Source organism: Acidiluteibacter sp. (genome assembly GCF_055129545.1).
Window position 1 is genome coordinate 263,105 of record NZ_JBSRUB010000013.1, and the last position, 12,807, is coordinate 275,911.

11 protein-coding genes are annotated in these 12,807 nt (G+C 35.2%); 6 read left to right on the forward strand and 5 right to left on the reverse strand.

The window, feature by feature from the left end:
• Together ACTB0X_RS07260 and ACTB0X_RS07265 are read right to left on the reverse strand one after the other, a co-directional pair.
• Positions 1-1,701 (reverse strand): Na/Pi cotransporter family protein, encoded by a 1,701-nt coding sequence (locus ACTB0X_RS07260; RefSeq protein WP_463024333.1) that lies wholly within the window; start codon positions 1,699-1,701, stop codon positions 1-3.
• Positions 1,702-1,960: 259 nt separating this feature from the next.
• Positions 1,961-2,659, reverse strand: a complete 699-nt coding sequence (locus ACTB0X_RS07265) for an SDR family oxidoreductase (protein ID WP_463024334.1) — start codon at positions 2,657-2,659, stop codon at positions 1,961-1,963.
• Between the two features lie 42 nt (positions 2,660-2,701).
• Between ACTB0X_RS07265 and ACTB0X_RS07270 the strand changes: the two genes are divergently transcribed.
• Entirely contained in the window at positions 2,702-3,796 is a 1,095-nt protein-coding gene (locus tag ACTB0X_RS07270) for a glycosyltransferase (protein ID WP_463024335.1), read from the forward strand.
• Here the strand turns inward: ACTB0X_RS07270 and ACTB0X_RS07275 are convergent.
• Together ACTB0X_RS07275 and ACTB0X_RS07280 are read right to left on the reverse strand one after the other, a co-directional pair.
• Entirely contained in the window at positions 3,784-6,273 is a 2,490-nt protein-coding gene (locus ACTB0X_RS07275; RefSeq protein ID WP_463024336.1) for a bifunctional UDP-N-acetylmuramoyl-tripeptide:D-alanyl-D-alanine ligase/alanine racemase, read from the reverse strand. The genes ACTB0X_RS07270 and ACTB0X_RS07275 overlap by 13 nt on opposite strands.
• Positions 6,274-6,284: 11 nt before the next feature.
• Entirely contained in the window at positions 6,285-6,878 is a 594-nt protein-coding gene (locus ACTB0X_RS07280; RefSeq protein WP_463024337.1) for a thymidine kinase, read from the reverse strand.
• A gap of 87 nt (positions 6,879-6,965) precedes the next feature.
• On the opposite strand from ACTB0X_RS07280, the gene ACTB0X_RS07285 reads away from it, so the two are divergent.
• The 5 genes from ACTB0X_RS07285 (at position 6,966) to ACTB0X_RS07305 (ending at position 11,952) form a co-directional block, all read left to right on the forward strand.
• Positions 6,966-7,751, forward strand: a complete 786-nt coding sequence (locus ACTB0X_RS07285; RefSeq protein ID WP_463024338.1) for a hypothetical protein — start codon at positions 6,966-6,968, stop codon at positions 7,749-7,751.
• Positions 7,752-7,868: 117 nt separating this feature from the next.
• Positions 7,869-9,314: a TolC family protein gene (locus tag ACTB0X_RS07290; RefSeq protein WP_463024339.1), complete on the forward strand. Its 1,446-nt coding sequence runs from the start codon at positions 7,869-7,871 to the stop codon at positions 9,312-9,314.
• Positions 9,315-9,318: 4 nt separating this feature from the next.
• A complete protein-coding gene (locus ACTB0X_RS07295) occupies positions 9,319-10,617 on the forward strand; it encodes an efflux RND transporter periplasmic adaptor subunit (protein WP_463024340.1) in 1,299 nt (432 codons plus the stop codon).
• Between the two features lie 2 nt (positions 10,618-10,619).
• The gene (gene tsaB, locus ACTB0X_RS07300) at positions 10,620-11,303 is read left to right on the forward strand and encodes a tRNA (adenosine(37)-N6)-threonylcarbamoyltransferase complex dimerization subunit type 1 TsaB (RefSeq protein WP_463024341.1); all 684 of its coding nucleotides are present in this window, start codon (positions 10,620-10,622) and stop codon (positions 11,301-11,303) included.
• 70 nt (positions 11,304-11,373) lie between these two features.
• Positions 11,374-11,952 (forward strand): DUF922 domain-containing protein, encoded by a 579-nt coding sequence (locus ACTB0X_RS07305; RefSeq protein WP_463024342.1) that lies wholly within the window; start codon positions 11,374-11,376, stop codon positions 11,950-11,952.
• Here ACTB0X_RS07305 and ACTB0X_RS07310 read toward each other — a convergent pair.
• Positions 11,949-12,755, reverse strand: a complete 807-nt coding sequence (locus ACTB0X_RS07310) for a hypothetical protein (protein WP_463024343.1) — start codon at positions 12,753-12,755, stop codon at positions 11,949-11,951. The two genes, ACTB0X_RS07305 and ACTB0X_RS07310, sit on opposite strands and share 4 nt — an antisense overlap.
• Positions 12,756-12,807: the final 52 nt, after the last annotated feature.

Here is a 12,807-nt window from a genome sequence, read left to right on the forward strand (position 1 = left end):
TTATACTTCTCCTGCAATAGCTTCACTTACATTAATGATGTGATCACCTAACCGCTCGACGGATGAGAATAAATCATTGTAAATAATACCACTTGCAAAGTTGTATTCGCCGGTCTCTATATTTACTAAATGCTCTTTTCTAATTTTATTTCGTAGCTTATTAATCTCTTTTTCTAGTTCATTTGCTTTTTGCAATTGAACCAAATCGTAGTCTTCTTCCAAATGCTTTACCATCAATTCTGATGCTTGATCTACTTTGTCAAACATCTCTTTTAGGTTTTGACGTTGTTCGGGAGTAAACCAAACTTTCTTTTCAGATTTTCGCTCTATAGCTTTCGACATTTGGTAACAAACATCACCTACACGTTCTAAATCATTAATAATAGAAAGCATACTTCTAATACGTTCAGAAGCTGAAGAGTTTAACTCTCCTTCAGAAACTTTAGCCAAATAATTTGAGACTTCAGATTCTATTCGGTCAGTGATTTCCTCGTACTTTTTAATTCTAGCAAGTAGGTGCTTGAATTGCTTTTTATCTGTTTCAACTAAAAGTTTAGGAATGAAACGGATCATTTTTCTGGTTAGTTTTCCAAATTTTGCAACTTCCTTTTTAGCCTCTAATATTGCAGCCTCAGTAGTTAACATCATTCCTGTTCCAATATATTCCAAATGGAACTCTTCATCCACATCACCTTTTGATGGAACCATTTTAGTTACCACACGTGAAATTAATGGAACAAATCCAACCATTAATAGTGTGTTTATGATGTTAAACACTGTATGAAACAATGACAGTTGAAGTTCCTCTTGACTACTACTAATATCAGGAATGGCTGAAGTTAATGCATTTTGAAAAGGCACCCACATCCATTTAATTAAGTCTATGAAGAAAGGGAACAATAAGATCATCCAAATTACTCCAACTACGTTGAATATTAGGTGAGCTCTTGCCGCTCGTTTGGCATGCACATTGGCTACTATCGCTGCAAGATTAGCTGTAATGGTGGTTCCGATATTCTCTCCTAAAACCATTGCTGCAGCCACTTCAAATGTTATTACATCGGTGTAAAGAAGTGTCAGTGTTAATGCCATCGCAGCTGAAGATGACTGAATTATAATTGTGATGATGGTTCCAACCAAAACAAATAGAATAGTTGACAAGATGCCGTAATCTGTAAAAGTTGCTAAAAAGTTTAGCACTTCAGGATTTTGATTTAAATCAGGTACAGCGTTCTTAAGTGCATCTAAACCAAGGAATAGTAGTGCAAAGCCAATCAATACTTCTGCAACAGACTTTAGACTACTCTTTTTAGCAAACATCAAAGGAAACCCGACAGCAATAATTGGCAAGGCAAACGAAGAAATCTTGATTTTAAATCCGAAAAAAGCAATTAACCAAGCTGTAACAGTTGTCCCTATATTGGCACCCATGATCACCCCAATGGATTCCATTAAGTTTAGCAAACCTGCATTTGCAAAACTTACTACCATTACTGTAGTTGCTGAAGACGACTGAATTAGTAACGTTATTAGAAAGCCAGTAAAAACGCCAAGAAAACGGTTTCTGGTCATGCTGCTTAAAATCTGTCGCAACTTATTTCCTGCAGCCTTCTGAATTCCTTCACTCATTATTTTCATTCCGAAAATGAAAAACCCAAGTGCTCCTAGCAGATTTAACGATTCTAATAGTCCAAAATTCATAATTTAGTTAGTTTATTTAGCTGTAAATTAATAATTTAAGCTTGTTGAACGAGTCCAAAATTCAAAACCCAAAGAGACCATGTTTTTATTCGAGCTGTGTTAACTTAATGTTAAGAAATATAGATTTGGACTTAATTTTATATCCATTGATTTTGAACGACAAGATGCAATTTTCTTTTATAACTACAAAAAGTAAAAGGTGCTTTCCTGCTTTGGAATGTTAGTGCGATTACGAACAATAAGTTGGTATTTTCAACAATTAAACTTCTGGGTCTATCGGTCTAAAAGTAATTTCTTCCACAAAAGCATTTGGACTAACTTTTAAGCTATTTTGAATAAACGAAGCAATGTCTTCTGGTTGAATCATTTTTGATCGATCAATAGGAATTCCATCCCAGGAAGGTGTGCTGACTGATCCTGGATAAATGCCACAAACCTTTACTCCAAATGGACGAAGCTCTTCTTTCATGAGGTCATTCAATGCTTTTAGAGCATGTTTGCTAATAGAGTAGGATGCAGCAGCAGGCCTCACGTCTTTTGCTAAAACAGAAAGGATGTTGAAAATAAATCCTGATTTTTTTGTTTTAAATGCTTTCATCAAAGGTTGGCTGATTTCAAATGCACTTAAGAAATTGGTGTTAAAAAGCGATTGGATAGAAGCTGAGGTTTCTTCTTCAATACTACCTACAGCGTACCTCCCAAAATTGTTTACCAGAATATCTATATTGTCGTGAAATGGCGATAAGTTAATGATTAACTTCTTTCTCGATTCGTAGTTAGTTAAATCACAAGTAAATATATGGCAGTTGTTACCAAATTTCCCTTCAACCTCATTCTTTAGAAATAATAGATTATCCGTGGATGAGGAGATGGCTATGATGTCATGTCCTTCATTTGAAAGTGCTTCCACAATTGCTCTTCCTATTCCTTTCGTTGCTCCAGTAATCAATGCTATCATGATGTAAAGGTAAATTCTAATTCTTAAATTTGAAACTCGGACATGAAGGTAGATTCTCTTAAGAAACGTATTTTAGTTTGCCCCTTAGATTGGGGCTTGGGGCATGCATCCAGATGTATTCCCATTATCCATGAATTAAACCGTTTTGGATTTGAGGTGGTTATTGCTGCAGATCGAGCACCTTTACATTTATTAAAAAATCAATTTCCCGACTTGGAGTTTATCACTTATCCAGGACCAGAAATAGAATATCCTAAACACATAGGAATGTCTCTCTTTATGTTATTGAAAGCGCCGAATTTGATAAAATGGTTGAAAGACGAACAGCTACTTTTAGAGAGTTTTATAGACAGTTATCAGATTGATGCAGTTATCTCTGACAATCGATATGGGTGTTATTCTTCAAGAATTCCATCCATTTTAATGACGCACCAATTATTCATTCAAGCACCCATGGGAAAGCGTGCCTTGAAGGCTTTTACGGCAGGTAGAGTTAAAAATTTTGATGAGACTTGGGTACCAGATTTTGATAAAGTAGAAAACTTGTCTGGCGATTTGTCTCATGGAGAAACCGATTTAGAGGAAGTGCATTATATCGGTCCTGTTTCTAGGTTTACTGGTTTTGCAACAGCAAATCAAAACCATACAAGAGATTTAACGATTGTACTTTCAGGTCCTGAACCTACTCGTACTCAATTTGAGGAAATTATCCTCAAGCAAATTAATAGCTTTGAAGGCAGTGTTTTGTTGGTTCGTGGGCTTCCTGAAACCATTAATCCATTAAAATTAAAAAGTAACATTGAGGTAAAATCCTTTTTGGCAGCCAAAGAGTTGGAGGTAGAAATGGCCAATTCAAAGCACATTATCTGTCGCAGTGGTTATAGTTCTATTATGGATTTAGCAGCTCTCGGAAAAAATGCCATATTGGTTCCTACACCTGGTCAAACCGAACAAGAGTATTTGGCTAATAAATTAAAAAAGGAAGGAAAATATTACTTTGAGAATCAAAAAGACTTCAATCTAGATCGAGCGATTCTCGCTTCAAAAGACTATACTGGAGTGAAATATAAAATGAGTAATACTGCTTTGAGAACTAGAATACAGTTATTGAGCGATCGTTTAAATTATTCTAAATAAAATATTCGTTTTAATCGACTTCCAATATCGGTTAAGACTTCATATGGAATAGTTTGCCTCGCCTTTGCTAATTCGTAAATGGTATTGTTTTCACCGAATATAATTACTTCATCGCCTTCTTCAGCCTCAATACCAGTAATGTTTATCATCAACATATCCATGCAGATAGACCCAATAGTGGGAGCCATCTTTCCATTTACTTCTAGTTGCCACTTTCCATTCCCTAATAATCTACTAATTCCATCGCCATAGCCAATCGGAATAGTTGCTATTTTACCATCTGTGGGCATAGTGCCGCGGCGTCCATAACCTACTGTTTCTCCTTTTTTTAACTGTTTGATTTGAGAAATGTGTGCGATTAATCGATTAACAGGTTTCAAGATAGCTTTGTGTTCTGCAGTGCTACTTATTCCATATATCCCAATTCCCAAGCGAACCATGTCGTGCTGTTGATTCGGAAATCGTAAAATTCCACTTGAATTAAGGATGTGTTTTAAAAAAGGATAACCTAATGAAGCTTCTAGTTTTGCGGTCATCTCATCAAAACGATCGAACTGCAATTGTGTAAAACCATCGTGTTCAATTTCATCACTTGCTGACAAATGAGAAAACACAGAGGCTACTTTTATTCTCGGATTCTTGGATAATAATTCAATTAAATCATCAAGTTGATCGGCTTCAAAACCAAGCCGACGCATTCCAGTATCCATTTTTAAATGAATGATCACTGCCTCGTTTGGATCTTGGAAATAGTTGTTTCGATTTAAGTTTTCAATAAACAACCTCATATTTCTTAAGCTGTAAATTTCTGGTTCTAAATGATAGCGCACCAAACTATCGAAGCTTTGAGGTTCCGGATTGAGCACCATAATAGGAAGGACTATTCCTTGCTTACGCAATGAAATTCCTTCATCAGTATAGGCTACTGCCAAGTAATCGGCTCTATAATATTCTAATATATTGGCTATTTCGTGAGTGCCATTTCCGTAAGAAAATGCTTTCACCATCACCATTACTTTGGTTTCTTTTTTTAAGATCGATTTAAAGTAATTGTAGTTGTCTATTAGGTGATTTAGGTTTATTTCCAAGATGGAATTATGTCCCTTTTCCTGCAGTCTTTCTGTGATTTTTTCAAACTCAAACCTTCTAGCACCTTTTATCAAGATGGCTTCGTTTTGAAATGTAATTTGATCAAGAGCGTTTAAAAAACTAGCCGTATCAGGATAGGATTCTACAGGTATGTGAAATAAATCTTGATGCGCTGCAATGTCTTGTCCAATGCCAATGAATCGATCTATTTTATTCCGTTGAAGTAAATCAGAAATGTGGGTGTATAACTCTTCCGAAGATTCTGAGTGTTGTAGAATGTCAGATAAAATTAAGGTATGTTTCGGATGTTGTTGCTGCTGTTTTAAATAGGTAATGGCAATCTTTAACGAAGTACTGTCTGAATTGTAACTGTCGTTAATTAAGGTGCAATTATGGATTCCTTTTTTTAATTCCAATCGCATAGCAATGGAAGTCAAAGAATTGATTCCCTCCAAAATAATTTGTTCATCAACAGAAAGTGTGAGGCAAAGCAACCATACATGAATGGCGTCTTCTATAGATGCGCTGTCTTTAAACGGTAGCGCTATTTCTCTTTCTATTCCTTTATAAATTCCTTTAATAATGGAATTTTTTGAGGTCGAAGTGATTGAAGTTATTTTTAAAGTTGCTTCATCGTTTTTAGACCAACTGATTAATTCTATTTCTTTGCTAAAAGTTGTTCTGTTGATTTCTTCCGCAATGGCTTGATGATCTTTGCAAAATATTAGGCTGTTGCAGTTGATAAATAACTTTAACTTTTCAGTGATTTGCTCCTTTTGGGATTTGAAATTTTGTGCATGAGCATTTCCAATATTTGTAAAGATGCCAATGTTAGGTTGAATCATTTTTTCTAGCATTCCCATTTCATTAGGCTGTGAAATTCCGGCCTCAAACAATGCTAATTCATGATTTTCATTTAATTGCCAAACGGATAATGGTACACCAACTTGTGAATTATAACTTTTAGGACTTCTACAGACTTGGAATACTTCTTTTAGAATTTGAAATGTCCATTCTTTTACAATTGTTTTTCCATTGCTACCTGTGATGCCAATAACTGGAATCGAAAATTTTGATCGATGAAAACTAGCAATTTCATGCAGTGCTTTCATCGTGTCTCTAACAAGAATAAAACTCGCTTCAGCGAATTGATTTGAAATTGCCTCTAAATCAGAAATTAAAAAAGTGCGAACTCCTTTTTTATAAGCTTCTTCAATATAATGATGTCCATCTTGTCGTTTGCCGACTAAGGCGACAAATAGAGAATCTGAATATTCTTGCTGTGCACGGCTATCTATAAGTATGTGTTGCACTTTTGAAACAACACCTTCATGTTTGCCGTTGCAAATTTTACTCAACTCTAAACTAGTATAGCCTTCAATATTCATAGGTTAATGTTCTATTCCTTTTTACTCTTTAAATTATTCTCAATCGTAAAACAGTCTCTGCACAGTGGTTGATAACTGTCCGTTTCGCCAAGCATGACTAACTTATCGTTGTCTGTGATTCGGTGTGAGTGATTTGCCAAATTACCACAGTTGACACAAATCGCATGTACTTTAGTCACATATTCTGCGGTGGCCAATAAGGCTGGAATTGGGCCAAATGGCTTACCGGTGTAATCCATGTCTAATCCGGCTACAATTACTCGGATTCCATTGTTTGCTAATTGATTGCAAACAGCCACTAATCCCATGTCGAAAAATTGAGCCTCATCAATTCCTACTACGTCTTCATCGTTAATTAAAAGCGGAATGTTTGCTGAAGCTGGAACCGGCGTAGAGTGAATTTGATTGGAATCGTGAGAAACAACCGCCATATCATCGTAACGAGTATCAATTTCTGGTTTGAAAATTTCCACTTTTTGCTTTGCAATTTTTGCCCGTTTCAATCGTCGGATTAATTCTTCAGTCTTTCCTGAAAACATAGAGCCACATATGACTTCTATCCAGCCCTTTTTTCTCTTCGGATTTATTGTGTTTTCAAGAAACATGCAGTCAAATTATATGGGATAATAGCTATTGATTACTTTTGCAAAAGTATCATTAAACTTTTATTTTCTTCAAGATTAAAAACAACTATGGATATTCAAGGTAAACGAAAAGAATTAACCGAATTAGTAGACAATATAAAAGAGCATTCAGATCGATTGACTGTTAGTCATACTTTGCCTTCGTTAGAGCTAAGTGTGCTACTTTCTAAAATATCGAAGTTGTATGAAGAGATGATTGTGTTAAAACATGAATTGTCAAAAGTTGAATTTTCGAATATCGAGAATTTAATGGTGGCAGAAAAGGAAGAAAATCCTGATGAAGTGGTAGAATTAGCAAAGCAAGCCGAAGCCAAGCGAACAGAAAATATAGCCCAACAAGAAGAGGTTATCGCTCCAGAAAAGGAAGCACCAGAAAAAAAAGATGCAGAAGAAGATACTAAATTTTCTGAGTTTGTAGACGACCAAATTGAAGAAGAGATCGAAGAGCCAATAGAAATTCCTGTAGAAGAAAAGTTGCCAAAAGAGGCTGTAGAAGCAATCAAAACACCTACACCCTACGAAATAGATTTTCAAGATTTAAACACCAAGCTTTCTGGTAAAGAAGACAATAGCGTGGTGGATCAATTGCAAAAGCAACCAATTTCTGATTTGACTACTGCTATTGGTTTGAATGAGCGTTATTTATACTCTAATGAATTGTTTGGTGGAAATATGGAAGTATTTCGGTCAGCATTAAAAGAGTTGAATAGCAAAGCAAATCTTTCCGAAGCATTGGCTTATTTCAACGAGGACTTATTGGTGAAAAACAATTGGAATATAGAAAATGAATTGGTTCATTCATTGAAATTATTAGTGGCAAGACGATTTAAGTAAAATGCGTTTAAATGGTCTCAATACCATTTAATTTGTCGATTTGCCGATTGTAAAAGTATTCTTTGTGTAGCATTTTTTTGCACTACTTTTATATTCGGAAATAAAAAATCTTGTTGAATGAAACATCTAAAATACATACGTTTTGTTGCCTCATTATTGGTTGCTATCTGTGCAACATCGGCAGTGAATGCTCAAAAAAAATGGACACTTGAAGAGTGTATTAATCATGCTGTAGAGCAGAACATCTCTGTAAAAAGAACTGAGATGAATTTAGAAAGCACTTCCATAAATCTAACACAATCAAAGTACAGTCGCTTACCGTCTGTAAATGCAAACGCTAGTAATACCTATAATTTTGGTCAAACCATTGACCCGTTTACAAACCAGTTTGCAACGAATACTGTGCGATCTAATAGTTTCTTTTTAAATGCTCAAGTAACTGTTTTTAATGGATTTCAAACATTAAACACCATTAAAGCAAATCAAACGGAGCTGCAAGCAGCAGAATCTGATTTGCAAAAAATGAAGAATGATATTTCTTTAAACGTGGCGAATATTTACCTTCAAATACTGTTTAATAAAGAATTGTTAAGGAATGCGGAGAGTCAATTAGAGGTCACAAGAATCCAGTCGCAGCGGATTGAAAAACTAGTAGCAGCAGGAAGTCAGCCTCAAGGGGCACAATTTGATATTGATGCACAAATGGCACAAGAAGAATTGAATCGGATAAATGCGAAAAATCAATTGGACTTATCATTGCTAAATTTAAGGCAATTGCTTTTAATTGATGCTGCCGAAGATTTTGAAGTAATAGAACCAACGATAGAAAATATAGATCAAGGAAAAGTGCTAAGTACGCCCGGCGCCATTTATGAGAATTCTTTGGCCATCATGCCAGAGATTAAGAGTTCTGAATATCGTTTGGTTGCAGCTGAACAAAGCTTAAGAGCTTCACGAGGGGCATATTCTCCTAGAATTAGCTTGAATGGTTCCTATGGAACTGGTTATTCAGGAGTAAGTCAAGAAATAGTAGGTTATAGAGAGTTGGGTTTACAGCCAACAGGAGCTATTGTAGAAGGAACCAATCAACAAATTTTATCTGACACACGAATCCCTTCTTTTCAAGACAAGTCGTTTAATGATCAGCTGAGAGATAATGTCAATAGTTCAATTGGGATCAGTTTATCAGTCCCTATTTTTAATGGATTAAATACTAGGAGCAACGTTTCTCGATCCAAAGTTCAGTTTAGTCAAGCGGAGTTAGCATTAACAGAATCAAAATTGCAATTGAGACAGCAAATTGAATCGGCTTATTTAGACGCCACGTCAGCTTCTAAAAAGTACGAATCAGCGAGTGCTTCTGTAAAAGCGTTAACAGAATCATTTAAGTATACACAAGAACGATTTAATGTGGGACTATTAAATTCATTTGACTTTAGCAATGAGAAAAATAGATTGATTCAATCACAATCAAATTTATTGCAAGCCAAGTATGAGTATATTTTTAAAACACAAGTACTCGAATTTTATCAAGGAAAAACAATCAGTTTAAAGAATTTATAAAGAGATGAAATCGAAGAAAACAATTTGGATCTTAGGTGCAGCTGTATTAGTATTACTGATAGTCGTTGTGGTGATGAAAAAAGGGAAGGGAGAAGAGTACAAGGTTACGGCTGAGCATCCAACGTTTCGAACCATTATTGAAACCGTTTCTGCAAGTGGAAGAATTCAGCCCGAAGTGGAAGTGATTATCAGTTCGGATGTTTCTGGAGAAATTATAGAGATGGCGGTCAAGGAAGGTGACTTTGTAAAACAAGGTGATTTGCTGCTGAAAATTAACCCTGACCTAGTAGAATCGGCTTTGGGAAGAGCAGAAGCTGCAGTGAATACAGCTAAAGCAAATCATTCCAGCTCTCAAGCAAGATTGGCACAGTCAAAGGCACAATTTGCGAATGCTAAAGCTGGTTTTGAACGTAACTCAAAACTATTTAAGGATAAAGTGATATCTCAAGCGGAATTCGATAACTCAACCTCTTCATTTGAAGTAGCAGAAGCAGAAGTGGAAGCAGCCAAACAAAGTGTTCAAGCGGCATTGTTTAATATTAAAAGTGCAGAAGCGAGTTTAAAAGAAGCAAAAGAGAACTTGGGTCGAACTTCCATTTATGCGCCTATGGATGGAACCATTATAAACCTGAGTAAAGAGCAAGGAGAACGGGTAGTGGGGACAGCACAAATGGCCGGAACTGAAATTCTTACGGTCGCTAATTTATCCACCATGGAAGTAGATGTCGATGTGAATGAGAATGATATTGTAAGAGTGAGTAAAGGCGATACCGTTTTGATTGAAGTGGATGCCTACTTAGATAGAAAATTTAAAGGTATAGTGACTGAGATTGCGAATTCAGCGAACACAGTTGGCTCTAGCATAGATCAAGTCACTAATTTTGATGTAAAAATTAGAATATTAAGAACGAGTTATGAAGATTTAATCGAATCGGCAGATACAACTTCCTCCCCATTTAGACCAGGTATGTCTGCCAATGTTGACATCCAAACGAAGCGAGCAAGTAATGTACTTTCCCTACCGATCCAGTCTGTAACTACAAGGGAAGATTCTACGAAAGAAGATAAAAATGGGGACAAAGAGTTGGTGGAATGTGTCTTTTTATTGAAAGGTGGAGAGTCCATTCAATTGAATGTCACTACAGGTATTCAAGATACCAAGTACATTGAAATTGTTACAGAGATGGAGCAAGATGTGGAGGTAATTACTGGCCCATATACAGCAATTTCTAAATTATTGGAAGATAAGAGTAAAGTGAGAAAAGTATCGAAAGAACAGCTTTTTGAGCGCAAGGAAGATTAGGTATGGCATTAATATTATCATTAGAAACGGCCACTAAAGTCTGTTCTGTCGCATTAAATAATAATGGAGAATTATTAGGAATTAGAGAGCAGTCTGGCGACTATTCTCATTCAGAATTGTTGAATAAGTTCATAGCTGAATTATTGGATGAAACGGCGATCACTTTTGAACAGCTAGATGCAATAGCTGTAAGTAAAGGGCCTGGTTCATACACTGGTCTAAGAATAGGGGTTTCTACAGCAAAAGGGTTTTGTTATGCTTTAAATATTCCGTTAATTGCTGTTGACACGTTAAAGGCGATGAGCTTAAGGGCTTTTCATTATATCAATAAAGAAGCGGCAATCTACCTTCCTTTAATTGATGCAAGAAGAATGGAAGTTTATTCAGGTGCATTTGATGGGAATCAAAGATCAATCTCACCAATAGTTGCAAAAATTATTGATGAAGAAAGTTTTTCTGAATATGAAGGTCAAGAAGTGTATTACTTTGGTGATGGGGCAGTGAAATGTAAGGAGTTATTTTCGAAGTTAAATTTTACTTTACTTGATACTATATTTCCATCAGCGGCTGAAGTTGGAGTTTTAGCAGTAGATGCTTTTAAAAAATCTAATTTTGAGGATGTTGCATATTTTGAACCTTATTATTTGAAAGATTTTTTAGCTACCACCCCTAAAAAACTACTTTAGTTAGATTTAGTATCAATAGTTAAAGTCAATAGACAATTCATTATATTTGATAGCTAAAGCTAAGCCTGAAATGAAAATTCTAACATTGTTTTCTTTTTTAATAATCTCTTTTGCAGCATTTGCGCAAGAAGAAGATGACAAACACGATCACATTTATTGGAATAAAACGTTTACCTTACAATGGGATGATTTCAAAGGAGTTCCACCTGAGTCAAAAACGTCAGCTGCACTTTCTAATATTGCTATTCCTTATGGATTTGAGACCTATAGTGATGGTAGAGTCACAATTAATATCAATGCTTGTTTTATAAAGTCTAAATCTTGGGTGATTCCACAATTTAAGAATAATCTACTGTTGCAACACGAACAACTTCATTTTGATATTGCTGAATTGATGAGACGTAAAATTGTAAAAGCATTGATTGATGCAGATATAAACGTTGATAATGCGGAGGCGGTAATGAAATCAATCATGAAGCATTATTGGGCCGGAGAGTATAAAAAAATGCAGGAGCAATATGATGCAGAGAGTAATTTTTCGAGATTCATTGGCAAGCAAATAGAATGGAATAAGAAAATTGCTGAAGAATTACAAAAATTAGAAGATTACAAATACACGGAATTGACTTTGGGTATTAAAAATGACTAATAATAGTTGTACTCCAACTGAATAATCTCGATTTTCCCCTCTTGTTCATATCGAATGACTAAAGCCTCCAAATGAGTTGCTTTTTTTGGGGCATATACAAAAGCTATTTTTTTTGAAAGTTGAGAATTGATATGTTGATAAGCATATTCTAAATAATTTTTATTGGTATATTCGAAGCTGTATGTTCCTTTTTCATAAGTATTTATAGAATTAAAGTATTCTATTTTTTCCAATAAACCGGAGTTATAAATCCACTCTTTAGTTGCTGATTTGGAAGTAATAATTAAATCTTTTTCTTGTCGAACTAGTTTTTTGTTTTCATAATAATTTCGCTCTTCTAAGTAGGGTCTTTCTTCGCTATTGAGAAATATCCGTTTTACAAAGTTATCGTCGCTGTATGGTTCCCGATATTGCTCGAATGCAGAGGTATCTGAAACCATTCCTATTTTTTTTATTGTTGCAATGGATTGAATTCTATCCTTTGAATTGTACTTAAATGACCTTTTTATAATTTCATTTTGGTAAGATATTAACTCTTCTTCCAAAAAATTAGAATTGGAATTGAATGAAAAATATATGGTGCTACTGTCGATGTGTATTCCTCTCGACTCTATATAAACTTCCTTGCTAGGCATGCCATTTTTATCGAAATGAAACCTTTTGATTGCCGGTTTTGAAACTATGATTGCCCCATCTAATTTTTCTGAATAGGTGAGTTTGATTGACTTTATTTTTTCCTGTTTAATAAATTCAGTGTTAAATGATTCATAGGATTCAAAGAAGACTTCAACTGGTTTTGCCAATTGGGAAAATCCTAAATGTGAAAGAAATAGTAGGAGTAAGACGAAGTTTGTT

Excerpts from the sequence above, each read along its gene's own strand:
- ACTB0X_RS07260 (WP_463024333.1), bottom strand. The coding sequence starts at position 1,701 with ATGAATTTTGGACTATTAGAATCGTTAAATCTGCTAGGAGCACTTGGG.
- ACTB0X_RS07280 (WP_463024337.1), bottom strand. The coding sequence starts at position 6,878 with ATGTTTCTTGAAAACACAATAAATCCGAAGAGAAAAAAGGGCTGGATA.
- ACTB0X_RS07275 (WP_463024336.1), bottom strand. The coding sequence starts at position 6,273 with ATGAATATTGAAGGCTATACTAGTTTAGAGTTGAGTAAAATTTGCAAC.
- tsaB (WP_463024341.1), top strand. The coding sequence starts at position 10,620 with ATGGCATTAATATTATCATTAGAAACGGCCACTAAAGTCTGTTCTGTC.
- ACTB0X_RS07290 (WP_463024339.1), top strand. The coding sequence starts at position 7,869 with ATGAAACATCTAAAATACATACGTTTTGTTGCCTCATTATTGGTTGCT.
- ACTB0X_RS07265 (WP_463024334.1), bottom strand. The coding sequence starts at position 2,659 with ATGATAGCATTGATTACTGGAGCAACGAAAGGAATAGGAAGAGCAATT.
- ACTB0X_RS07305 (WP_463024342.1), top strand. The coding sequence starts at position 11,374 with ATGAAAATTCTAACATTGTTTTCTTTTTTAATAATCTCTTTTGCAGCA.
- ACTB0X_RS07295 (WP_463024340.1), top strand. The coding sequence starts at position 9,319 with ATGAAATCGAAGAAAACAATTTGGATCTTAGGTGCAGCTGTATTAGTA.
- ACTB0X_RS07270 (WP_463024335.1), top strand. The coding sequence starts at position 2,702 with ATGAAGGTAGATTCTCTTAAGAAACGTATTTTAGTTTGCCCCTTAGAT.
- ACTB0X_RS07285 (WP_463024338.1), top strand. The coding sequence starts at position 6,966 with ATGGATATTCAAGGTAAACGAAAAGAATTAACCGAATTAGTAGACAAT.